General features: G+C 37.5%; 21 protein-coding genes. 4 read left to right on the top strand and 17 right to left on the bottom strand.

Annotated elements, in window-relative coordinates; genetic code table 11:
- Positions 1-11: 11 nt before the first annotated feature.
- The 15 genes from pstB (A5866_RS16750) to A5866_RS16680 form a co-directional block, all read right to left on the bottom strand.
- A complete protein-coding gene (pstB, locus tag A5866_RS16750; RefSeq protein ID WP_069655593.1) occupies positions 12-770 on the bottom strand; it encodes a phosphate ABC transporter ATP-binding protein PstB in 759 nt (252 codons plus the stop codon).
- Between the two features lie 10 nt (positions 771-780).
- Positions 781-1,581, bottom strand: coding sequence for a phosphate ABC transporter ATP-binding protein PstB (gene pstB / locus A5866_RS16745; protein WP_086281092.1), 801 nt, complete (start codon positions 1,579-1,581; stop codon positions 781-783).
- 16 nt (positions 1,582-1,597) lie between these two features.
- The gene (gene pstA, locus A5866_RS16740) at positions 1,598-2,482 is read right to left on the bottom strand and encodes a phosphate ABC transporter permease PstA (protein WP_086444766.1); all 885 of its coding nucleotides are present in this window, start codon (positions 2,480-2,482) and stop codon (positions 1,598-1,600) included.
- Entirely contained in the window at positions 2,482-3,402 is a 921-nt protein-coding gene (gene pstC / locus A5866_RS16735; protein ID WP_086444767.1) for a phosphate ABC transporter permease subunit PstC, read from the bottom strand. The genes pstA and pstC overlap by 1 nt, the downstream gene beginning before the upstream one ends.
- Before the next feature lie 373 nt (positions 3,403-3,775).
- On the bottom strand, positions 3,776-4,630 hold the full coding sequence (locus tag A5866_RS16730; RefSeq protein ID WP_086444768.1) for a phosphate ABC transporter substrate-binding protein PstS: 855 nt from the start codon (positions 4,628-4,630) through the stop codon (positions 3,776-3,778).
- A 220-nt stretch (positions 4,631-4,850) separates the two neighbouring features.
- Positions 4,851-6,299, bottom strand: coding sequence for a cardiolipin synthase (gene cls, locus A5866_RS16725; protein ID WP_086281077.1), 1,449 nt, complete (start codon positions 6,297-6,299; stop codon positions 4,851-4,853).
- 100 nt (positions 6,300-6,399) lie between these two features.
- Positions 6,400-7,284: a permease-like cell division protein FtsX gene (gene ftsX / locus A5866_RS16720; RefSeq protein ID WP_086281074.1), complete on the bottom strand. Its 885-nt coding sequence runs from the start codon at positions 7,282-7,284 to the stop codon at positions 6,400-6,402.
- Positions 7,277-7,963: a cell division ATP-binding protein FtsE gene (gene ftsE / locus A5866_RS16715; RefSeq protein WP_010764430.1), complete on the bottom strand. Its 687-nt coding sequence runs from the start codon at positions 7,961-7,963 to the stop codon at positions 7,277-7,279. Before ftsE ends, ftsX begins: the two co-directional genes overlap by 8 nt.
- A 107-nt stretch (positions 7,964-8,070) precedes the next feature.
- Positions 8,071-9,172, bottom strand: a protein-coding gene (gene prfB, locus A5866_RS16710) for a peptide chain release factor 2 (protein WP_217808599.1) whose coding sequence is annotated in 2 segments (ribosomal slippage) — positions 8,071-9,099 and positions 9,101-9,172 — 1,101 coding nt in all. Because the reading frame shifts where the segments join, the coding sequence is not laid out codon by codon here.
- A gap of 76 nt (positions 9,173-9,248) precedes the next feature.
- Complete coding sequence (gene secA / locus A5866_RS16705) at positions 9,249-11,780, bottom strand: preprotein translocase subunit SecA (RefSeq protein ID WP_086281063.1); 2,532 nt, start codon at positions 11,778-11,780, stop codon at positions 9,249-9,251.
- 322 nt (positions 11,781-12,102) lie between these two features.
- Positions 12,103-12,654, bottom strand: a complete 552-nt coding sequence (gene hpf / locus A5866_RS16700; RefSeq protein ID WP_010760772.1) for a ribosome hibernation-promoting factor, HPF/YfiA family — start codon at positions 12,652-12,654, stop codon at positions 12,103-12,105.
- A 137-nt stretch (positions 12,655-12,791) separates the two neighbouring features.
- Positions 12,792-13,478, bottom strand: a complete 687-nt coding sequence (locus A5866_RS16695) for a ComF family protein (RefSeq protein WP_086281060.1) — start codon at positions 13,476-13,478, stop codon at positions 12,792-12,794.
- Positions 13,468-14,796 carry a DEAD/DEAH box helicase gene (locus A5866_RS16690; RefSeq protein ID WP_086444770.1) on the bottom strand — a complete coding sequence of 443 codons (1,329 nt, stop codon included), beginning with the start codon at positions 14,794-14,796 and terminating at the stop codon, positions 13,468-13,470. The genes A5866_RS16695 and A5866_RS16690 overlap by 11 nt, the downstream gene beginning before the upstream one ends.
- Positions 14,797-14,955: 159 nt before the next feature.
- A complete protein-coding gene (locus tag A5866_RS16685) occupies positions 14,956-15,282 on the bottom strand; it encodes a PTS sugar transporter subunit IIB (protein ID WP_086281051.1) in 327 nt (108 codons plus the stop codon).
- Positions 15,283-15,403: 121 nt separating this feature from the next.
- Entirely contained in the window at positions 15,404-15,691 is a 288-nt protein-coding gene (locus A5866_RS16680) for a DUF7662 domain-containing protein (protein WP_086281048.1), read from the bottom strand.
- 180 nt (positions 15,692-15,871) lie between these two features.
- Between A5866_RS16680 and A5866_RS16675 the strand changes: the two genes are divergently transcribed.
- From A5866_RS16675 to A5866_RS16660, 4 genes are all read left to right on the top strand, one after another.
- Complete coding sequence (locus A5866_RS16675) at positions 15,872-16,531, top strand: YigZ family protein (protein WP_086444771.1); 660 nt, start codon at positions 15,872-15,874, stop codon at positions 16,529-16,531.
- Positions 16,521-16,757: a DUF2829 domain-containing protein gene (locus A5866_RS16670; protein WP_086281043.1), complete on the top strand. Its 237-nt coding sequence runs from the start codon at positions 16,521-16,523 to the stop codon at positions 16,755-16,757. Before A5866_RS16675 ends, A5866_RS16670 begins: the two co-directional genes overlap by 11 nt.
- Positions 16,758-16,816: 59 nt before the next feature.
- Complete coding sequence (locus tag A5866_RS16665; RefSeq protein WP_176271330.1) at positions 16,817-17,599, top strand: 3-oxoacyl-ACP reductase; 783 nt, start codon at positions 16,817-16,819, stop codon at positions 17,597-17,599.
- A gap of 199 nt (positions 17,600-17,798) precedes the next feature.
- Positions 17,799-18,305, top strand: coding sequence for a QueT transporter family protein (locus A5866_RS16660; RefSeq protein ID WP_086444772.1), 507 nt, complete (start codon positions 17,799-17,801; stop codon positions 18,303-18,305).
- 68 nt (positions 18,306-18,373) lie between these two features.
- Here the strand turns inward: A5866_RS16660 and A5866_RS16655 are convergent, their stop codons facing one another.
- Together A5866_RS16655 and A5866_RS16650 are read right to left on the bottom strand one after the other, a co-directional pair.
- Positions 18,374-19,081 (bottom strand): GntR family transcriptional regulator, encoded by a 708-nt coding sequence (locus tag A5866_RS16655; protein ID WP_086281034.1) that lies wholly within the window; start codon positions 19,079-19,081, stop codon positions 18,374-18,376.
- Between the two features lie 278 nt (positions 19,082-19,359).
- On the bottom strand, positions 19,360-23,607 hold the full coding sequence (locus A5866_RS16650) for a 2-hydroxyacyl-CoA dehydratase (protein WP_086444773.1): 4,248 nt from the start codon (positions 23,605-23,607) through the stop codon (positions 19,360-19,362).
- Between the last annotated feature and the right edge of the window lie 124 nt (positions 23,608-23,731).

Raw genomic sequence — 23,731 nt, 5'->3', positions numbered from 1 at the left:
CCTCCTTTTTTTTAACCAAATTTTCCAGAAATATAGTCTTCTGTTTGTTTTTCTTTAGGGTTTAAGAATATTTTCTTTGTATCATTAAATTCTATCAACTCTCCTTGTAAAAAGAAAGCCGTTTTATCAGAAATTCTCGAAGCTTGTGACATATTATGCGTCACCATGATCATCGTATATTTTTCTTTTAGCGTTAAAAGCATATTCTCGATTTTACCACTTGAAACAGGATCCAAAGCACTAGTCGGCTCATCTAATAAAATGATCTCAGGATCAACTGCTAAAACACGAGCGATACAGACGCGTTGTTGTTGACCACCTGATAAAGATAATGCACTTTTATGCAGTTTATCTTTCACATCATCCCAAACTGAGGCTGCCTTTAAGCTATTTTCTACGGCTTCATCTAAGACTTGTTTATCCTTTTCTCCTTTTAAACGTAAACCGTAGATGACATTTTCATAAATTGAAAAAGGAAAGGGATTAGGTTGTTGAAAAACCATGCCGATTTCTTTCCGTAAATCTACGATATCTGTTTTAGGACCATAGATATCTTTGCCTTTATACACAACGCTACCGGTGATCGTCACGCCTGGAATCAAATCATTCATACGATTCAATGAACGTAGATAGGTCGATTTACCACAACCGGACGGTCCAATCATAGCAGTAATCTCCCCTTGATTGATGCTCAAGTCGATCCCCTTCAAGGCTTCTTTTTTACCATAATATAAATGCAGATCTTTTGATGAAATAATCTCTTTTGTCATCATGCTCCTCCTAACCAAAATGTCCAGAAACGTAGTCTTCTGTTGCTTGAATTTTTGGTCGTGTAAAGATTTTTCTAGTTTCATCGTACTCAATAACTTTGCCTAAATAGAAAAAGGCAGTATAGTCACTGATACGGGCAGCTTGTTGCATATTATGCGTCACTATGATGATTGTGTAATCATCTTTCAAATTCACTAATGTTTCTTCTACTTTACCGGTTGAAATCGGATCTAGTGCACTAGCAGGTTCATCTAAAAGTAAAATATCAGGTTTCATCGCAATTGCTCTGGCAATACACAGACGTTGTTGTTGACCACCTGACAAAGCTAACGCACTTTTATCTAAGTTATCTTTGACCTGCTCCCAAAGTGCAGCTTGTTTTAAACTAGTTTCGACAATCTCATCTAGTTTTTTCTTATTTTTTTCACCATGTTGTTTTAATGCAAAGGTAATGTTTTCATAAATTGATTTGCTAAATGGATTGGGACGTTGAAATACCATACCGATCCGTTTCCGCATTTCATACACATCAACCTCTTTCGTGTTGACATTCACACCTTTATACATGATATTTCCCGTTACCCGAGTATTAGCGATACCATCATTCATTCGATTTAACGAACGTAGATACGTCGATTTACCACAGCCAGATGGTCCGATCAACGCGGTGATTTTATTTTTTTCAAACTCTAAGTCGACCCCTTTGATCGCTTCGTTATCACCATACCACACATGTAAATCATCGGTATGCAAAGCAATTGGTTCTGGCAATTTAATAATATTGGTGTCATTTAAATTATATTCTTTCATTCTGATTCCCCTAACATTAGGCTGATGTCATTCTTTTATATAATCTGTTTCCGATAAAACGTGCGCCGAAATTAAATAGTAAAACGACTAAAATCAGAACAGCCGAAGCACCTGCAGAAACAGCTGCGCCATCAGGCATTGTGCCTTCTGTGTTGATTTTCCAAATATGAACGGCTAGTGTTTCTGCTTGACGGAAAATACTGATTGGACTTGATACACTTAAGGGATTCCAATTGCTAAAATCAAGTGCTGGTGCACTTTGCCCTGCAGTATAGATCAACGCTGCCGCCTCACCAAAAATTCTTCCTGAGCTTAAGATCACTCCTGTTAAAATCCCTGGTAACGCTTCTGGAACGACTACTTTCATAACCGTTTCCCAGCGAGATAACCCTAACGATAATCCCGCTTCACGTTGTGTATAGTGGACTGCTTTTAATGATTCTTCCACATTCCTAGTTAATAATGGTAAGTTGAAAAAGGTTAGAGCTAATGCGCCAGAAATAATAGAAAAACCATAGCCCATTTGAACTACAAAAATCAAGAAGCCAAACAAACCAACTACAACAGAAGGAAGCGAACTTAAAATTTCGATTGATGTCCGAATCACGTCTGTTACCCAATTTTTCTTTGCATATTCAGATAAATAGATACCCGCACCTAACGAAATTGGAAAGCTGATCAGCATTGTGATCAGTAACAAGTATAAGGAGTTGAATAATTGAATTCCGATTCCACCACCTGCTTGATATGCTTTAGAAGGTTTCGTTAAAAAGTCCCAAGAAATATGAGGAATACCACGAATTAAAATGTACAGTAGTAACGCTGCTAGAATCAAAACAATAATTCCTGAAACAGCATACAAGACGCCAGTTGCAAATTTATCTGCCTTTTTTGCATTCATTATTTCAAGGCCCCTTTCCTACCAATAATTCGAATAATAATATTAAAGAATAATGACATTAACAACAGGATCAAAGCCAATGACCACAGTACATTGTTTTCTACTGTTCCCATAATCGTATTCCCAATCCCCATTGTCAAAATACTGGTTAAAGTAGATGCTGGTGTTGTTAAACTTGATGGCATGATCGCTGCATTACCGATAACCATTTGAATCGCCAACGCTTCACCGAAAGCACGTGCCATCCCAAAAACGACAGCAGTTAAAATTCCTGGTACCGCTGCTCGTAAAACGACTTTATAGATTGTTTGCCAACGTGTTGCCCCCAAAGCTAAAGAGGCTTCACGATAATGACGAGGTACTGATTTTAAGGCATCGACTGTCATTGTAGTTACCGTTGGTAAAATCATTACAAACAAGACAAACGTCCCAGCTAAAATCCCAAACCCTGTACCACCGAAAATCGAGCGAATAAAAGGGACGATCACAGACAAACCAATAAAACCATAAACAACAGATGGAATCCCAACTAATAACTCAATAACTGGTTGTAAAATTTTTGAGCCTTTCTTAGGAGAAATTTCTGTCATAAACACTGCAGCACCAATTGCAAATGGTGTTGCAATAATTGCAGACATAAACGTCACAATAAAAGAACCTGCAATCATCGGTAACGCACCTACCATAGGCTTACCGTCAGTTCCAGTTTCACTTGGATTCCAATTTGTACCGAATAAAAAGTCAGAAACTTTAATTTTATTTGTAAAAAAAGTCGCTAAACCCTTACTTGCGACAAAATAAAAGATCGATAGAACAACTAAAACAATCAAAGCAATACACAGAAAACTAATAAATTTCCCCCGCTGTTCCATTTTTGCGCGCTTTGATTTCGTTAACAATGTTTTCTGCACATCTTCCAAGAAAATTCCTCCTTATTTTAAAAGCGTAACGAGCTCGTTCAACTCCCACTGGAAAATAGTAAAAATCGAATGTGGCGCTTTTTGACACAATCTATTTTTATCTTTTTCCCGAGAAGTTAGCTCGTGAAGCTAGATAACCATAAATGCATAACGAGCTCGTTCAGCTTCGACAGAAAAATAGGAAAAAATGATTGAGGTGTTCTTTACCTCACTCATTTTTTATCTTTTTTTCGAGAAGCTAGCTCGTGAAGCTAGATAAGTTCCCATGAATGCAACTCCTATCACAATAAATCCAGTGTAACTTTCCTACATAAATTTGCGTTTAATAACATGTAAATCTTATGTTAAGTTTGTAAATTTTGTGTAAAGGTGATTAGTTGATAAGATTTCCTTGCCAATCACGCTCTACTTTCATTTTTGAAACTGGAATATAGCCTAATTGTCCAATAATTTTTTCTTGTACATCATCTGATAACATAAACGCGAGAAACTCTTCTGTTAATTGTTTTGGTCTACCTAATGTATACATATGTTCATAAGACCAAATCGTCCACTTATTGGTGATTACATTCTCCTCCGTTGGTTTTACACCATCAATACTTAAAGTGTTGACTTCATCGTTCACATAAGAAAAAGCTGTATAGCTGATTGCTCCCGGTGTATCTGCAACAATCGAGCGAACCATCCCACTAGAATCTTGTTCTTGAGCTTGGATCGCAGTTTTTCCGTCCAAGACCCATCTTTCAAACGTTGCACGAGTACCACTACCCGCAGCCCGATTCAGCATAACAATAGGAATATCTTTCCCGCCAACTTCTTTCCAGTTGTTGATTTCACCTAAAAAGATTTTTCTAAGATTTTCTAATGAAATATCCGATACTCCAATATTTTTGTTAACAATCGGTGTAATTCCAACCACGGCTACTTTGTGATCAGTCAGTTTAGCAGCGTCAATTCCTTTTTTCTCTTCTGCAAATAAATCTGAATTTCCAATATCCACGGCTCCAGATTGAACCTGACTTAACCCGGTACCGCTCCCGCCACCTTGGACATTAACAAAACGTCCTGGATTTTGATTTTGAAATTCTTCTGCAGCTGTTTCAACTAAAGGTTGTAAGGCTGACGAGCCAACTGCTGTGATCGATTCACCTCGATCAATCCACTTCGTACAACCTGACAATGTTAATATTCCAATTAGACTAAAAAATAATAGCATTTTCTTTTTCATTTATCTGTTAATCCTCCAAACTCAATTCAATCAATTCATTTTAACATTAACTGTTTCAGTTGAAAATTATAAGTTGTTGAACTCAGCCTTTTTTTAGAATAAAATAACATAAATACTTATTCTGAAAAACAAAAAAAGATGTGGATAAAAGTAAAAATCACTTTTGTCTCACACCTTAAATCCATTTAATCGTTTCTGTCTCAGCCGCCTTCCAAACGCATCATAATAATGGTGAAATTAGACGAGCCAGTCCTTCTTTTAGTTTAATAATTAAGCCACGATTACGGTATATTTCTTCTGTTAAGAGCTTCGATACTTTAGAATCTTCCCAGAAAGCGTCCCTAACTTCTTTTGAAAATTCTTGATCATAAATAATCGTATTCACTTCAAAATCTAAGCGGAATGAACGAACATCAATATTAGCTGAGCCAACTGACACAATCCCACCATCAATAATCATCGTTTTAGCGTGAATAAATCCTTGCTCATAGGTTTCAATAATTGCTCCATATTCTAGTAATTCAGCTGAAAATGAATAGGTTGCCCAATAAACTAACATATGATCTGGTTTGTTTGGTATTTGTATACGGACTTTAACACCAGATAACAGGGCTAATTTTAATGCTTCATGGATCGATGCATCTGGTATATAATAGGGCGTTTGAATCAGAATTTCCTTTTTAGCGATTGAAATCATCTTAAGGTAAGTCATTTTGATCTGCTCATGTTCTGAATCGGGTCCGCTAGTTACCACTTGAACTGCTTTTTTTCCATCAGAATAAATTGGTGGAAAATAGGCATCATCATAGCTTAACTCTTGTCTATGTTGTGAATTCCAATCCATCAAAAAACGATTTTGTAAACTGTAAACAGCTTCTCCATGAATCCGTAAATGATTGTCTCGCCAATAACCAAATTTTTCAACCTCACCTAAATACTCATTTCCGACATTAAATCCGCCAGTATAGCCGATTTTACCATCAATTACGACGATTTTCCGATGATTGCGATAGTTGATTCTAGGATTTAGATACGGCACAAACAATGGAAAGAAAAAGGCAATTTCTCCGCCAAGCTTTTTTAGTTCTTCAAAAAATTTCATATTGACTTGTGTTGAACCCCAAGCATCTAAAAGCAATCGGACTTTTACGCCTCGTTTTACTGCATCAATTAATTCCTGTCTAATCTCTTTGCCTAGTGTATCACCACGGTAAATGTAGTATTCCATATGCACATGATCCGTTGCTTGACGGATATCTTCGATCAGTCCATCAAATTTTTCTCTTCCATCTGTATATAAACGAACCTCATTATTGGTTGTGTATAAGGAACTTTCAAATAAAGTCAGCATATAAATCAATTGCTTTGAGTCAACTTCTCCTGTTGGTGGATGTGGAAATAAGCCTCTTAATAACGCTTGTTTCTCCGATTCTATTTCAGCATTCATCCCAATTTTCGCTTGCATCTTCATATCAAAAATCTTATCTTTTGAAATTCCACGTCCTAAGAAAATATAAAGGATAAAGCCTAAGACTGGAATAAACATTAGTACAAGCAACCATGACCAGGTTTGTGCTGTTTGTTTCCTTTCCCTAAAAACAATGACTAACGATAATAGCATGTTCGCAATAAAAATAATAACAAATAAATTATCATATAAAAATTTCATGTATCCACCCCAATCACTTTTACATATATCCCTAGTAAAGCATAACCAACTTAAGAAAATAAGTAAAGAAAAAGCAGACAAAATTGTCTGCTTTCGAGTTTTAAATTTTTAAGAAACGACGCATTGAAATGATTGACCCTAAAGACCCAATTGTCATTCCAATCACGATCATCAAAATATCTATTTGCCAAACAAATGACTCAGGTTTTAGTAATGAGTAATTTGAACTCAACAATTGCGGGTTAAACAAGGTATAGAACTGTTGATACCCAAATGTTAAGACTAAGATTGGAATAATCGCTCCAATCAAGCCAATCCAAGCTCCTTCAATAAAGAAAGGCCAACGAATATAGCCGTTTTTAGCACCAACTAAACGCATGATTTGAATTTCTCTTTGGCGTGAGAGAATCGTGATACGAATCGTATTAGAAATTAAGAATACTGCTACAAATAATAATAAAATTGCAGCACCTAATCCCCAAGTTCTAACTTTTCCTGCAATACTAAAAATCTTATCTGAAGAAACGCCGCCGTAATCCGCTTTAAAGACATTCGGTAGTTTTGCCGCTTTTTCTGAGATTTTCTTTGTATCTGAAGGTTCTTTTGCACTTACATAATAAACGTCATACAATGGATTGCTGTCGCCTTCAAAGAGGTTCCACGCTTCACCCATTTGTTTTTGGATTTTCTCCAATTGTTTATCTTTGTTTGAATAAGAAATAGTCTCAACATTATCGATCTTATTCAATTCTTTTTCTAGTTTTTGCATTTCGTCTGGTGTTGTACCAATATCAACGAATACAGAAACAGTTACGTTTTCTTCGATATCTTTTGCTAATTTTGTAGCATTGAAAATTACTGCCATAAAAATCCCAACAAGGACTAAAGTAATCGTAACGGCACTGGCAGAAGCAATCGTCATCCACCCATTACGTTTTAAACTTTTGATACTTTCTAGGACGTGAGAAAAGAACGTTCTAATCATCGTAGCCATAGTCTCCTTCCGCTTGGTCTCGAATAATTCGGCCATTTTCAATGGCGATTACGCGATGACGGATCGTGTTTACAATCGTACTGTTATGTGTTGCCATTACAACAGTTGTTCCTTGAGCATTGATCCGGTCCAACAATTTCATGATTTCCCATGAGTTTTCTGGATCAAGGTTTCCTGTTGGTTCATCGGCAATTAGAACTTTCGGTGTATTTACAATTGCACGAGCAATTGAAACACGTTGTTGTTCTCCACCAGATAATTCACTTGGAAAGACTCTGACTTTATGTTTTAAACCAACTAAATCAAGAACTTCCATCACTCGTTTCTTGATATCTCTTGGCTTACGTCCAACAACCTGCATAGCATACGCAACGTTTTCATAGACGGTTTTTTTCGTCAATAATTTGTAATCTTGAAAGACGATACCAATTTCTCTTCTAAGGTAAGGGACTTCCGAATTTTTTATTTTCATCAAATCATGACTGGCAACCTTCAAACGTCCTTTTGTTGCTTTTTCTTCACGGTACATTAGTTTGATGAACGTTGATTTTCCGGCACCAGAAGGGCCAACAACATAAACGAATTCACCTTGTTTTATTTCTACTGAAATATTTCGGATAGCCGTTGTACCATTCGAATATTTCTTCATTACATCTTTCATTTCAATCATGGCGTATTCTCTCCATCTCTGTTTTCTAGACTATCAATCATTATAACATGACTTTGTTTCAAGGCTCTTTCAACAGTTTACAATTTTGTTTCATTTCTGTGAATTGATCAATTTAATTTCTGCTTTAAGTATGCATCGATAAAACCATCCAACTCTCCATCCATTACCGCCTGCACATTTCCCGTTTCGTAATTCGTCCGATGATCTTTAACCATTGAGTACGGATGGAAAACATAAGAACGAATTTGTGAACCCCAGCCGATTTCCAGTTGTTCACCACGTAGTGAAGCTGCTTCTTGTGCTTTTTTATCCATTTCTAATTGATAAAGTTTTGCTTTCAACATCCCCATTGCTTGTTCACGGTTTTTTAGTTGCGAACGTTGCGCTTGGCTTGCAACTACTGTTCCTGTTGGGATATGAGTGATTCGGACTGCTGATTCAGTTTTATTGATATGTTGTCCACCAGCTCCGCTAGCACGATACGTATCTACTTTTAAATCATCGGTATTGATATCGATCTCAACATTCTCATCTAATTCAGGCATGATATCAACGGAACAAAAAGAAGTATGACGACGTTTAGCTGAATCAAACGGTGAGATTCGGACTAAACGATGAACTCCTTTTTCAGACTTTAAATAGCCATAAGCATTGTATCCTTTAATTAAGAGCGTAACACTTTTAATGCCTGCTTCGTCTCCAGATTGGTAATCCAATGTTTCAACTTGAAATCCATGACTTTCAGCCCAGCGAGTGTACATTCGAAGCAACATGCTGCCCCAATCTTGTGACTCTGTTCCGCCAGCTCCAGGATGCAGTTCCATGATAACATTATTTTTGTCATAAGGCTCGTTTAACAATAGCGATAGCTCGTAAATACTTAACTTTTCTTTCAGTGCTAACAAGCGTTCTTCCAGTTCTATTTGAGTTTCAGCGTCATATTCTTCTTGCTGCATCTCACTCATGATTTCTAATTCTTCCAATTCATCCGCAAACTGATGGAATTGCTGATATTTTTCTTTATACGAATTGGTTTCATTGATCAATTGTTGAGCCGTCACTGAATCATCCCAAAAACCCGGCTCGGCCATTCTGTTTTCTGCTTCTGCAATGTCTTCTTCTAGCTGATCTAAGTCAAAGAGACCCCCTGAAGCTTGTAATTGACTGATTCATTTCATCTAAAAGAGTTCGGATTTCAGCATTTTCCATGATATTTTCTTCCTTCCATTTTCAATACTTTATTACACAAACGAAGGCGAGGCGAATGCCTCACCTTCTTTAATTGTTACAATCCTTTACCGTGACAATTTTTGTATTTCTTCCCACTGCCACATGGACAAGGGTCGTTACGGCCAATTTTTTCATCAACGTGGATTGGTTTCTTTTTAGCACTTGTATTGCTTTGAGGCTCTTCTTCATCGGATTGATGAACTGCTTCACCTTGTGCCACTTGTTCACGTTGAACATTTTGACGAATTTCTGATTTCATGAATAAGCGTGTCACTTCAAATTCGATGGCTCCAATCATTTCTTCAAACATATTGTAGCCTTCTGTTTGATATTCGACTAATGGATTATTTTGTCCGTAAGCTCGTAAGCCAACTGATTGACGTAATTGATCCATTGCATCGATATGATCTGTCCATTTTGTATCGACAACGCGTAGGATAACAACTTTTTGGAATTCCAAGATTTGTTCTGGTCCGTTTAGTTGTTCTACTTTGATGTCATAGACTTCTTGAGCACGTTTAACTAAATATTCTTTGATTTCTTCTGGTGTCTTACCTTCGATATCTGATTTTGCAATAGAATCTTCATGAACTAAGGTTGATGCAGCAAAATCTACGATGCCGTCAAGGTTCCAGTTTTCTTTTTCTAATTGTGTATGGCTATCAACAACACGAGTAATCGTACGTTTTACCATATTTAATAATGTTTCAGTCAACTCTTTATCTTCCATGATAACTTCTTGACGTTGAGCGTAAATTACTTCACGCTGTTCACGCATGACATCATCGTACTGCAAGACATTTTTACGTGTATCATAGTTATTACCTTCAACACGTTTTTGAGCAGATTCCACTTGTTTGCTTAACATTTTACTTTGGATTACTGCATCTGATTCTTCAATATTCATACGATCTAAGAACGCTTTGATACGCTCTGAACCAAAACGCTTCATCAAGTCATCTTCAAGTGATAGATAGAATTGAGAAACCCCAGGATCTCCTTGACGACCTGCACGTCCACGTAATTGATTATCAATACGGCGAGACTCATGACGCTCAGTACCAATCACGGCTAAACCACCAAGTTCGATCACGCCAAGGCCTAATTTAATATCGGTACCACGACCAGCCATATTGGTAGCAATCGTAACCGCTCCTTTTTGACCAGCATTCATGATGATTTCCGCTTCTTTAAAGTGATTTTTCGCATTCAATACTTCGTGCGGTACTTTTTCTTGATTCAATAATTCTGATAATAACTCAGAAGTTTCAACAGCAACCGTACCAACTAAGACAGGTTGTCCATTATGGTAACGTTCTTTGATATCTTGAACTACCGCTTTAAATTTACTTTGTAATGTTGGGTAAAGTAAATCTGCACGGTCATCACGAATGATTGGACGGTTTGTTGGGATTTGGAACACTTGAATATTATAGATTTCACGGAATTCTTCTTCTTCCGTTTTGGCGGTACCAGTCATCCCAGCTAGTTTCTTATACATACGGAAATAGTTTTGGAATGTGATTGTCGCCATAGTTTTTGTTTCGTCTTCAATCTCTACGCCTTCTTTAGCTTCGATTGCTTGGTGTAAACCATCTGAATAACGACGACCGTCCATAATACGACCTGTAAATTGGTCAACAATCAGAACTTTGCCTTCTTGAACCACGTAATCAATGTCACGTAACATGATAAAGTTTGCACGTAACGCTTGGTCCATATGATGCGTTAACGCTGTATTTTCGATATCATACAGGTTTTCTAAACCAAAATTTTCTTCTGCTTTTTCAATACCAGCTTCAGTTAAACTAATTGTTTTAGACTGAACATCGATTTTATAATCTTCTTCTTCTTTTAATCGTTTCACAAAATTATCTGTACGCGTATAAAGAGCTGTTGATTTTTCAGCTTGACCAGAAATGATCAAGGGTGTCCGTGCTTCATCGATCAGGATTGAATCGACCTCATCTACGATAGCATAATTTAACGGACGTTGTACCATTTGATTGCGGTAAACAACCATGTTATCACGTAAATAATCAAAGCCTAGTTCGTTATTTGTACTATAAGTAATATCACAGTTATAAGCATCGCGTTTTTCTTCTGATGTTTTTGAGTTGATATTTAGACCCACTGTCAGACCTAAGAAATTGTACAACTCACCCATCTCATCTGAGTCACGAGTTGCTAAATACTCATTGACGGTTACAACATGAACTCCTTCACCTGTCAATGCGTTCAAGTAAACCGGCATTGTGGCAGTCAAGGTTTTCCCTTCCCCTGTTCTCATTTCAGGGATATTCCCATCATGCAAGACAATACCACCCATTAATTGAACATGGTACGGATATAAACCTAGAACACGTTTAGCTGCTTCACGAACGACCGCAAATGCTTCTGGCAATAATTGATCTAGTGTTTCCCCTTTTTGATAACGCGATTTGAATTCGTCTGTTTTTGCTTTTAATTCTTCATCGCTTAATGCAGCAATTGCTGAAGCGTGAGTTTCTACTTGATTGGCAATACCATCCAAGCGTTTTAGTTCCTTTTTATCATTTTCAATCATCTTTTTCAAAAAATTAGCCATGTTTTTAAGTGTTCCTTTCAATAAACTCTATTTATTTTTTGCACTAAATGCACAATCATCCTTTCCATTTTATCATTAGTTGCCAAGAAAGGAAATAACTTCTCTTAATATTAACAATATATTATATTATTTTTTATGTATACGCACGTAAAACAAAGAAAAAAGACTGCGGCAAAACGTGTGCCGTCTTGCTACAGTCTCTTAAATATCGAATATCTAGAAGTAAAATCCACTTGATCTTTCTATTCTTCAAAACGCTCTATCTTCTAATGAATCAGATAGTTTAAAGCCAAATCAAGGAAATTTACGTTCCTATTTTTGTTTAGTCTGTTTCAATCAAACCATATTTACCATCTTTACGGCGGTAAACAATGCTTGTTCCATTTGTTTCTGAATCTTCAAAGATAAAAAAGTTATGTCCTAACATGTTCATTTGTAAAACAGCTTCTTCACTGTCCATTGGTTTTAGTGAAAGACGTTTTGTACGAACAATGTCTAATTCTGGCGTTTCATCTGGTGTTTCTTCACCATTTAAGAAAATAGCTGCTTTAGCAGTATTCATCCCTGTTTCACGAGATTTACGGTTGATTTTTGTTTTGAATTTACGAATTTGTCGTTCTAATTTATCTACAACTAAATCAACACTTGCATATAAATCAGGTGATGTTTCTTCAGCACGTAATACTAAATAAGGTAGAGGAATAGTAACCTCGACTTTTGCTGTTTTTTCAGTGTAGACTTTTAAGTTTACATGAACGGTTGCTTCTGGTGAATCACTGAAATAACGTTCTAGTTTACCAACTTTTTTCTCTACATAGTCTCGGATTGCTTCAGTAACTTCGATGTTTTCTCCACGCACATTATATCTAAACATAACGATTACCCCTTTCATCTGCCACTAAAGAAGGAATAAAAGGACCACTCTGTTATCCTTCTTCTTAATTCTATTATAACGAATTATAGTACTTTTGCCAACAAAATTGCGGACGATTTTTCATTTTATTTATTCTGCTATCTCGCAAGAGAAAACGTATACAGTTTAGCCGGGTGATTTTCTAAAATAACTTGTGCTCCATGAAAAATCGTCCGCCCCGTTGTATAGATATCATCGACCAAAAGAACGCTTTTATTTGAGACTGCTTTTTGCCCTTCTTTGGTCAGCTCAAAAGGTTGAACTAACTGGAGTCGTTCACTTCTAGTTTTCGTCACTTGAGAAAGACCATCGGCAAAACGGACCAAATATGGCTGATAGGCGATTCCTGCTGCCTCAAGTAACCCTTCAACTTGATTAAACCCACGGACAGCCATACGCTCTTTGGAAATTGGCATTGGTATGACTATCCAATTTTTCTTTTGTCTAAAGTAAGTTTGTAACAGCGCAACAAAACTATACCTAAGTCTATAATTGCCTTTAAATTTATATTCTTCAAACCATTCTTGCATCGCTTGATTATATGAAAAAAGTGCTTCATGATGAAAATCATACTGTGGGTAAAGTTGTTGCCATTTTAAGCAATCACTACAATACGTATTTTGGGTTTGACGCTGGCATCCTTGACAGTTCCCTTTTGACTCCAGTAACTGAAATTTTTGGGTACACCGAGAACATAATTGCTCCGATACAATTTTCTTAGGTAAGAATATTTCGGCGAGCGTTAGATTTCTATTGATCACTTGACTGCAGTAATTACACTTCATCGATCAAGCCTCGCTCTAATCCTAGCGTATTCATTTTTTTGATCTGCTTGACTGCTTCTTTCATAGCTTTTGTGCAGCCATCATGTAAAAACCAGACTTCTCCTGCAGTATATTCTTTTCTCCGATCAACTCTACCCGCAATCTGAACCAGAGCAGATGTTGCAAAAACAGTATGATTGGCACCTAAAACAATCACAGAAACACCGTCAAATGTCACACCACGTTCTAAGATAGTCGACGTCATCAGAATACGATATTCCTTATTTCTCATCTTTAGAACTTTTTCTAGCCGTTGTGAATCTTGCGAATGAACAGAAGCGAGTGGCGTTTCTGGAAAACTCTTTTCCACAGCTTTTTCTAGTTGATTCATCAATGTAATAGTGGGACAAAAAATCAAGACATCATTTTTACTTATCAGCATACGAATCGTATTCTCAAAAGATTTAGGGCTGACGCCTTGCTTGATTTTTTCGTGCCAACGATAACACCATTTCATTTTTGGAACAGGTAACACTCTTCTATGATAACGAGCGGGTAAAATACTTGTCTTTAATTCATTTTGATTTGTTTTTTTAGTTAACGCTTCGGTCGGAGTTGCCGTGAGATAGATCAGTGAACTTTTTGGCTTGACTGCTTGCTTTACTCCATATTGTAGTAGTGGATTATCAACAAACGGAAAGGCATCTACTTCATCAATGATCAATACGTCAAAAGCCTGATAAAAGCGCAGTAATTGATGTGTTGTACATATCAGCAATTTAGTATAACGGTAGCTCTCTTCCATCTTTCCATGAAGCAGCAGGGCCCCTTCATCTGGAAAAACAGCTTGTATTCTTGGGAAAAGCTCTAAACAAACGTCCACTCTAGGCGAAGCTACTCCAACTCGATAACCACATTCTAAAGAATAATGGATGCTTTTAAACAACATTTCCGTTTTCCCAGCACCTGTAACCGCCCAAATCATGCGAGATTCAGCTTTTTTTACAGAAGCAACTAATTCATCTGAAACTTGCTGTTGTCCTATAGTTAATTGACCTTCCCAAGCAAAAGAAACCTTTCTTTTGCCTGAATCAGGCTCTGGTAAATGGTAAAATTGCTGACCAGTATCTACTCTACCTAATTGGATGCATTCTGGACAATAGTAGCACTGGTTCACTAACTGTACGGTAAATTTCAATTGAATCTGACCACAACGTAAACATTGAATTTTATTTTCCGCTAGTTCTTTCATCGTCGGTAAGGTCAGACTCGCTGTGTCAATTTGTTCGCTATGCTTGATTTCTTTTTTCAAGACTTTTCTTCCCCATAATTCTTGCATTTTTTATCCCCTCCACTATTAAGCTACGCATTTCTTGCTTTGTTTTTTTTGAAGGGAAGCTCTCAGTGTAGAAAATAAAAAAAAAGAGCAAAACAAAACGCGACACGTTTTGTTTTGCTCAATTAAAATAAACTTGCTATTAAAGCAACCGCCGATTTTTTATTGATTGTCTCCAATTAGTCTCAACGCTTGTTGTAAAACCTTTTCCCCGTTCATCATACCATAATCTGCCATGTTGATTACTTCTAAAGGAATTCCTTTTGGTTCTAAACGTTTCTCAAAGTCACCCTTCATAAAACGTACTTGTGGACCTAATAATAAGACATCTACAGGCTTACTTTCTAAATTGTTATCCGCATCAGAAGCCGAAACTGCAAAGATATCCGCATCCAGCCCTTGTGCATCGGCAGCTTTTTGCATTTTTGTTACTAACAAACTTGTGCTCATCCCTGCAGAACATACAAGCATAATTGTTTTTTTAGCCATTCTATCCATCTCCTTTTTCTAATGATAACCTAGCTGATCTTTGTCTTCTATTCTTCATGATATCGTATAAACCAAATATTTGTCAACGCTTCCCGCTTTTGGGTTCTCGTTATTTTTTCGTTCAAAATAACCAATTTGATTTTAGTAATTTATTAAAGACCACATATTCTTTTTCAAGATTGACTTGTACCACTTGATATCCTGCGTTAAGCCAGCCGTAAGCTCCTTTTTCAGGGTGCTTATGATCATTGGCCCACCAATCAATATCAGTTCGTGCTGTCTTAGGAAGTCCTGAATGAGGAAAAAGCAACTCGTCAAACTGAGTAAACGTTAGAGTTACTTGTGATCCACCATTAGTTGTTAAATAATGAGTAACGCTATCATATTTCTTTTGACGCTCTTTTGCCAAATCATTCACTCCTTTAGTTGAAAAAATAATTTCTGCCAAAAAAACAGTATTCCTTTTATTATTATCTCATAAAATTTTCAAGAAGCAAATGAAGCTCTCTCAGGTATTTTAAAGAGAACAGTTGCTTCTCGTCTTGATTTTTTTTATACTTAAAGCATTATGTAGTAAAGGACTGAGCAAATGCTTGAAAGTTATTTTACCATTCGCTCTGATGGAGAAAGTGAAATTGAGATCAAAAAATCTCGTTTTATCTGTTCTCTCAAACGAGTTTATTCAGAAGAGGAAGCCAAGGAATTTATTGCTCAAAAGAAAAAAGAACATTGGAAAGCCAATCACAATTGTAGTGCTTTTGTGATTGGTGAAAAAAGTGATATCCAACGTAGTAGTGATGATGGTGAACCTAGCGGAACTGCTGGTATTCCTATGTTAGAAGTACTGAAAAAACAAGAATTGATCAATGTCGCAGCCGTTGTTACCCGCTATTTTGGTGGAACGAAATTAGGCGCAGGTGGTTTGATTCGAGCTTATAGTCAGTCCGTATCTCATGCATTGAGCGCTGTTGGCTTAGTCGAAGGAAAATTACAACAGGAGATCCGTTTAACGATCAGTTATCCAAATTTAGGCAGTGTTCAAAATTTCATGGAACACAACTCGTATACTCTAAAAGACACGGTTTACGGCGAACATGTTGATGTTATCTGTCTTGTAGATGAACCTAAATCTGAGGAATTTATGACAAAAATCGTTGAATTAGTGAATGGACAAGTAACGTTTGAAACAGGCGAGTGTTCTTATCATGAACTGCCAATCATAAAAAAGGAGCAAGTAGATGACATTTGAAGAAATATTGCCACATATTAAAAAAGGAGCAAAAGCGGTCAGAGAGGGCTGGGGTGGTTTTGAATTGTACATTGAGCTTAGAGACGAGATCGGTACCTCAGATGGCACGTTCCTCCAAGTCACTCCCTATTTTTTAATTAAAACATCTGACGAAGGATACAGCATGTTCTCTCCAACACCTTGTGATGTTTTGGCTGAAGACTGGAAAATCGTCCACGCCGACTAAAATTTTGCTAAAAAGCTAGAACACTTAAAATAAGTCGCTCTAGCTTTTCTTTGATTACTATGAAAAGAGGTACAAGTATGCATTTCGATGAATACCAAGGTAAAACAATTTTTGTAACAGGAGCGGCTTCCGGGATCGGTCAAGCTCAAGCGATCGCTTTCGTAGAACAAGGTGCAAATGTGTTTGGTATGGATGTTGATCAAATTGGCTTGCGTAATACGTCTGAGCAAGCAACAAATTATCCTGGAAAGTTTGTCGCTTTTATCGGTGATGTAACCAAACCCAACGATATTGTTGCTGCTGTGGAAAGCGTAAATGACACATTTGGCAGTATTCATATTTTATTAAACACTGCGGGCATTCTAGATGACTACACCCCTACATTGAAAACAACAGAAGCCTTGTGGGATCGTGTTTTAGCTGTAAATTTAAAAGGAACCTTTTTACTCACTAATCAAATTTTACCACAACTTTTGATGCAAAAGCATGGTGTGATCATCAACATGGCTTCGATTGCTGGCATGGTAGCTGGCGGCGGTGGCGCGGCTTATACTGCCTCAAAACATGCGATCATTGGCTATACAAAGCAGTTGGATCATGATTATATCAGACAAGGCATCCGTGCGAATGCAATTGCTCCTGGAGCGATCCAGACACCCATGAATGCGGCTGATTTTGCTGGAGATGGTAAAATGGCCGAATGGGTCGCTAATGAAACTCCTGCTGGACGCTGGGCTAAACCTGCTGAAGTTGCTTCGCTAACATTATTTTTGGCAAGTCAACAGGCAGACTATATTCACGGAACTGTCATGACAATCGATGGTGGTTGGTTAGAAAAATAATAACATTTATATTTCACACCTTACTTTACAAATAGCACAATCTCCGATAACATAACATCCAGTGAAGCCATTCACACTGTCTAGCTTTACGAGCTAGCTTTCACACTATGACACTTCAGTTGGCAGCATTCTTTCTGTCACGTCCTTTGGTCATAGTTATCACTAAAACAGAGAAACTGTTTTACAAAGGAGAATCCAAATGAATAATCCAAATTCGCAGACTAAAGCTTGGTCTGTCATGTCCCTGACAAAAATGGCGCTGATTACAGCACTGTATGTTGTTGTTACTATTTTTTTAGCATCCTTTAGTTTTGGTGCTGTTCAACTTAGGCTTTCTGAGTTGTTCAATTACTTACCGATTTTTAACAAGCGTTATATTGGCGCCGTTACATTGGGTGTAGCTATTTCAAACTTTGCTTCACCATTGGGTTTAGTAGATGTTATAATAGGTAGTTTATCGACATTCGTCGTTTTATGTTTATCTTATTATGCCACCAAGCAGCTAAAAAGCCCCGTCAAAAAAATTATTCTAACTGCAATGATTTGTTCACTATCAATGTTTACAGTAGCTGGACAATTGACTTACTTTTATCAATTACCCTTTTTCTATACATGGCTAACCGTTGGAATTAGTGAAGTATTATCTATGTCCGTTGGCGGTATCTTGATTTATTGGGTTAATGAAAAAATAGATTTAACTAAATAAAAAAGAAAATGAATGCTGACAACTCTTCGATCTGAGTATGTTTAACGCGTTCATTTTCTTTTTTTAGTTTATTTTTCTAAGTAAAATTCAAAGCGATTTCCTACGTACTGGGTTCTGACATACTCAAACGGCGTGCCATTTTCAAAATAAGAAATTTGACGTAAACGAAGAATCGCATCTCCTCGTTTGATTTTTAAATAATCAGCAATCTGTTCCGATGCCAACATTGCTGAGATTGTTTGATTGGCGTGACCGATTTTATTGCCGCCTTTTTCTTCTAACGTTTTATAAAAAGAATTTGTGATTTCGGCTTTACTATATTGATCTACTAAAGAATACGGTACACTAGCAACTTCAAAGCAGATGGGCAGGTCATCAGCAAAACGAACACGCTCCATTCGAACGATTTGCTCGTTTTCTTTTAGGTTCAACTTTTCCATCTCGCTAGAACTTGGTTTCGCTACATAATAAGAAATTGTACGACTAGAAGGTACTCGATTTTGTGAAAGCATGATATCCGTAAAACTGGTGGTACCTGTCATTTTTTCTTGGACTTTTTTACGGGCAACGTAAGTTCCTGAGCCAATCTTACGTTCTAAAATCCCCTCGTCAGCAAGTGTTTGAATCGCTTGTCTCAACGTCATTCGACTTACACTGAACTGGATTGCCAACTCACGTTCGGATGGAAGGCGGTCTCCAATCTTCCAAACACCATGCTCAATATCATCTTTAATTTTATCGTGGATTTGAATATAAACTGGTAAACTCGAAACCATCTTATTTCCTCCTTTTTATTCTCTTTCATTATAACTGGTATATACCTCATAAACAACCACAAAGTCTAAAATTCAGTAAAGGGAAGCCTTTACGTCAAAATTTGGTATGCTTCAAATGAGAAATTTTTTTAGTCATTAAGTCTATTTTATAACGAATTTCACACAAAAAGAAAGAAAAAGTTTCGATTGAATTATCTTTTCAGATTGACTAATCGTAGAAAAAATAGAGGGTGTGGGACAAAAGTAAAAAGTACTTTTGTTTCACACCCTCTATTCTTTTATGAACGAACGTTTTCTTCATTCATCATTTTATTGGCTGTCGCCATCATCAAACGGATTCGATTTAATTGATTCACTAATGATACCCCAGGATCATAATCAATCGGTGCAATATTCGCCTTAGGGTATTGACGACGTAACTCCTTTGTCACACCTTTACCGACAACATGGTTTGGTAGACAACCGAACGGCTGCATACAGACAATATTATTGACATCTGACTTTAATAGTTCTATCATTTCACCAGTCAGGAACCAGCCTTCACCAGTATGATTTCCAATTGAAAGGATCTTTCCGGCATCCTCAGCTAATTCGTGGATAGAACTCAATCCTTCAAATCGCTTGGAACTTCTTAAGGCTTTATCCATCGGTTTTTCAACATATTCGATAATTCGGATTGCAAATTGAGCTAAGTTTTTACTTTGTTTAGACATGCCCATATTATCGTATTTCCAAATTTGATTATATAAAGAGTAATTCATAAAGCCAACGATGTCTGGTACGACAGCTTCTGCCCCTTCTGCTTCTAATAAACGGACAATATCGTTATTAGCAGTCGGTGAGTATTTTACTAAGATTTCACCCACGATACCGACTTTGGGTTTCTTGATTTCATTCAAGGGCACTTCATCAAACTCTTTAATAATTTTTTTCATATTACGATTGAATAACGTCAGTGAACCGTTGCGGACATTTTTTTCGATTTGTTTTAGCCATTTATCATGGAGCGCATCGATCATCCCGACTTCGGTTTCATAAGGGCGTGTGCGGTAAACGACCCGTTCAAATAAATCCCCGTATAAAAATGCGACTGCGACACGTTTCAACATTGGCAAGGTAAACTTAAACCCTGGATTAGATTCGACCCCTTTGTTCCCCATTGAGACAGAAACAACAGGCACTTGCGGAAAACCAGCATCGTTCAAGGCTTTTCTAAGGAGCGGAATATAGTTCGTTGCTCGACAACCACCACCTGTTTGCGTCATCATCACACTGACATGATCGAGTTCATACTCACCGCTTTCCAGCGCTTCAACCAGTTGACCGATCGAAATAATTGCTGGATAACAGGCATCGTTATTGACGTATTTCAGACCGACATTGACCGCTTCCCGATCATCTGCTGGTAAACAAACCACATTATAACCAGATGCTTTTAATGCAACATCGACTAACCCAGATTGATGGATTGGGCTAAGCATTGGTAGTAACAAGGTATGGGTCTTTTTCATTTCCTTGGTAAAGATGATTTTTTCTGGCTCTTCGTGCTGCATTTTTGGTTCAAAATGCATTTTTTCCCGTTCGCCAACTGCCGCTTTCAAAGAACGTAACCGAATCCTGATAGCCCCTAAATTAGACCCTTCATCGATTTTTAAGACCGTATAGATTTTGCCATATTGATCCATGATTTCCTCTACTTGGTCGGTTGTAACGGCATCTAAGCCACAGCCAAATGAATTCAATTGAACTAGTTCAAGATTTTTAGATTTTGCCACAACACGTGCTGCTGCATATAAACGAGAATGATACACCCACTGATTTACCACGCGTAAATTTCCAACATCACTTAAATGAGAAACACAATCTTCCGTTAAAACATGGAACCCTTCTTGCGTGATCACATCGGCGATTCCATGATTGATTTCAGGGTCTAAATGATACGGGCGCCCAGATAAAACAATGCCCTTCTCGCCTTTTTGATTTAGCATTACTAAGGTTTCTTCTCCTTTATTACGGACATCATCTTTAAAAGCATCTAATTCTTCATAACCATGACGAAGTGCTTGGGCCACTTGCTCTGCTGAAATACCAAGATCTGCAAAGGTTTCACTTAACACTTTTGCTACAGAAGCTTCATTTGCTAGATTGATATAAGGATTACGATAATCGACTTTACCGTCACGAATATCATCAACATTGTTCCGAATGACATCAGGATAGCTTTGCACGATTGGACAGTTAAAATGATTATCTGCTTCGGCTGACTCTTGGCGTTCAAAAACGACACCAGGATAAAAAATCATTGGTACCTTAGAATCGATCAAGGCTTGAATATGACCATGAGAAATTTTAGCTGGATAACACGCTGTATCACTTGGAATAGTTTCCATACCTTGTTCATACAATTCTTTATTTGAACGTGGCGATAATTCTACTCGGAAGCCCAGATCTGTAAAGAAGGTATGCCACAACGGATAATTTTCATACATATTCAAGACACGAGGGATCCCAATCCTGCCATGCACCGCATCTTTTTCTTTTAAAGGGCGGTACTTAAATAGTTTCCGGTATTTATAATCAACTAAATTAACCTTGCGATCTTCTTTCTTGACTTTGATCCTTGCACCACGTTCACAGCGATTCCCAGTGACAAATTGACGCCCATCAGAAAAAATCGTTACCGTCATCATACAATTGTTTTCACAAAGACCACAGTGAGTAAATTCTTTATCAGCTGTAAATGTATCTAGCTCCTCTAGCCCAAGAATCGTAGTTTCTTCTCCTAATTCGTAATTTTCTAAGGCAATCAATGCGGCACCATAAGCACCCATTAAACCTGCGATAGACGGGCGAACCACTTCTCGTTCACTGATCATTTCAAAGGCTCGCAACACGGCTTCATTATAAAAAGTCCCACCTTGGCAAACGATTTTTTTCCCTAGTTCTTCCGGACGACGGACTTTGATTACTTTGTAAATGGCGTTTTTGATTACTGAATAAGAAAGTCCAGCTGAAATATCGCCAACTGATGCCCCCTCTTTTTGAACTTGTTTCACTTTCGAGTTCATAAATACAGTACAACGAGACCCAAGATCCACCGGCGCTTTGGAACTGAGCGCTTCAAGGGCAAACTCTTTGACATTAAAATTCAATGATTTAGCGAACGTTTCAATAAAAGAACCGCAACCAGAGGAACAAGCTTCATTTAATTGAATCGAAGACAACACACCATCTTTGATCGTCATCGCCTTCATATCTTGACCACCAATGTCTAAGATAAAATCGACACCCGGCTGAAAATGATTAGCGGCTTTATAATGCGCCATCGTTTCAACTTCACCGATATCAACTTTTAAGGCATTTTTGATTAGATGTTCTCCATAGCCTGTAACTGCTGCTTTCCCAATAAAAACATCTTGCGGCAATTGTTGGTATAAGTCTTTTAAAACACTCATTGTGGTCTCTAACGGCTGTCCTTGATTGTTTCCGTAAAATGAAAATAATAAATTACCGTCTTCATCGATCAGGGTAACTTTGGTTGTAGTTGAGCCAGCATCGATTCCTAAAAATGCTACACCATGATGTTCAGACAAGGCTTTTTCTTGCGCTTTCGCTTGATTATGACGTGCTCTAAACGCGTCTAATTCTGCTTCACCTTGAAATAATGGTTCTAACGTATCGGTCGGCTTTAATTGTTCTTGATCGCCTTTGGTTAAACGGTGGATCAACTCAGCTAATGTGGTTGGATTAGCCCCTTCTGAATAAATCGCCGCACCCATTGCCACAAATAATTGAGGGTTTTCTGGAAAAATCACATCTTCTGGTTTTACATCCAAGGTTTCAATGAATCGTTTTCTAAGTTCTGACATAAAGAACAGCGGTCCGCCTAAAAAGGCGATCTTTCCTTTGATTTTGCGACCAGCCGCAAGGCCCGCAATTGTTTGATTGACGACTGCTTGAAAAATGCTGGCAGAGATATCTTCTTTCGCTGCCCCTTCATTGATCAACGGCTGCACATCAGTCTTAGCAAACACACCGCACCTTGAGGCAATTGGATAGATTGTTTGATAGTTTTTAGCCAATTCATTGACACCATTTGCATCTGTTTTCAACAATACTGCCATTTGATCGATAAAAGCACCTGTACCTCCTGCACAGCTACCATTCATCCGTTGCTCTAAGGCACCTTCAAAAAAGGTGATTTTGGCATCTTCACCACCTAGCTCGATTGCGACATCCGTTTCTGGTATGATTTCTTCTACTGTTCTTGTACAAGCAATCACTTCTTGAACAAAAGAAATAGTCAAAACATCTGCTAGTCCCATACCACCAGACCCAGTGATTGTCATTGTGATCGGCGTTTCTTCACCGATTTCATTCATCGCTTCATTCAATACTTTTTCGGTTGCTGCTTTTACATCGGAGTAGTGTCGCTCGTATTTGGCGAATAGTGTATGATTTTTTTCGTCAATAATTACTAATTTCACAGTTGTTGAACCAACGTCTATTCCTGCTCTGATTGTCATACGTTTGATCTCCTTATAATCCATATCCTTTTATTTCACAACACTTTGTTGATTATCCTACAAGGTGTCTGATATAATACTTATGTATATTTTAGAAAGATTCTAATTTAAATGCAACAAGCAA

The organism is Enterococcus sp. 12C11_DIV0727, assembly GCF_002148425.2.
Classification (GTDB): domain Bacteria; phylum Bacillota; class Bacilli; order Lactobacillales; family Enterococcaceae; genus Enterococcus_L; species Enterococcus_L lemimoniae.
Note: the sequence above shows the minus strand (reverse complement) of the source record. Positions and strands in the feature narration are given on the sequence as shown.

Bases quoted from the DNA above. Each gene is read 5' to 3' on its own strand.
- pstB (WP_086281092.1), bottom strand. From the start codon at position 1,581: ATGAAAGAATATAATTTAAATGACACCAATATTATTAAATTGCCAGAA.
- A5866_RS16685 (WP_086281051.1), bottom strand. From the start codon at position 15,282: ATGGCTAAAAAAACAATTATGCTTGTATGTTCTGCAGGGATGAGCACA.
- hpf (WP_010760772.1), bottom strand. From the start codon at position 12,654: ATGTTTAGATATAATGTGCGTGGAGAAAACATCGAAGTTACTGAAGCA.
- cls (WP_086281077.1), bottom strand. From the start codon at position 6,299: ATGAAATTTTTATATGATAATTTATTTGTTATTATTTTTATTGCGAAC.
- secA (WP_086281063.1), bottom strand. From the start codon at position 11,780: ATGGCTAATTTTTTGAAAAAGATGATTGAAAATGATAAAAAGGAACTA.
- A5866_RS16655 (WP_086281034.1), bottom strand. From the start codon at position 19,081: ATGGTTTCGAGTTTACCAGTTTATATTCAAATCCACGATAAAATTAAA.
- A5866_RS16660 (WP_086444772.1), top strand. From the start codon at position 17,799: ATGAATAATCCAAATTCGCAGACTAAAGCTTGGTCTGTCATGTCCCTG.
- ftsE (WP_010764430.1), bottom strand. From the start codon at position 7,963: ATGATTGAAATGAAAGATGTAATGAAGAAATATTCGAATGGTACAACG.
- A5866_RS16650 (WP_086444773.1), bottom strand. From the start codon at position 23,607: ATGACAATCAGAGCAGGAATAGACGTTGGTTCAACAACTGTGAAATTA.
- A5866_RS16690 (WP_086444770.1), bottom strand. From the start codon at position 14,796: ATGCAAGAATTATGGGGAAGAAAAGTCTTGAAAAAAGAAATCAAGCAT.
- pstA (WP_086444766.1), bottom strand. From the start codon at position 2,482: ATGAATGCAAAAAAGGCAGATAAATTTGCAACTGGCGTCTTGTATGCT.
- A5866_RS16665 (WP_176271330.1), top strand. From the start codon at position 16,817: ATGAAAAGAGGTACAAGTATGCATTTCGATGAATACCAAGGTAAAACA.
- A5866_RS16730 (WP_086444768.1), bottom strand. From the start codon at position 4,630: ATGAAAAAGAAAATGCTATTATTTTTTAGTCTAATTGGAATATTAACA.
- A5866_RS16675 (WP_086444771.1), top strand. From the start codon at position 15,872: ATGCTTGAAAGTTATTTTACCATTCGCTCTGATGGAGAAAGTGAAATT.
- A5866_RS16670 (WP_086281043.1), top strand. From the start codon at position 16,521: ATGACATTTGAAGAAATATTGCCACATATTAAAAAAGGAGCAAAAGCG.
- pstB (WP_069655593.1), bottom strand. From the start codon at position 770: ATGACAAAAGAGATTATTTCATCAAAAGATCTGCATTTATATTATGGT.
- A5866_RS16695 (WP_086281060.1), bottom strand. From the start codon at position 13,478: ATGAAGTGTAATTACTGCAGTCAAGTGATCAATAGAAATCTAACGCTC.
- ftsX (WP_086281074.1), bottom strand. From the start codon at position 7,284: ATGATTAGAACGTTCTTTTCTCACGTCCTAGAAAGTATCAAAAGTTTA.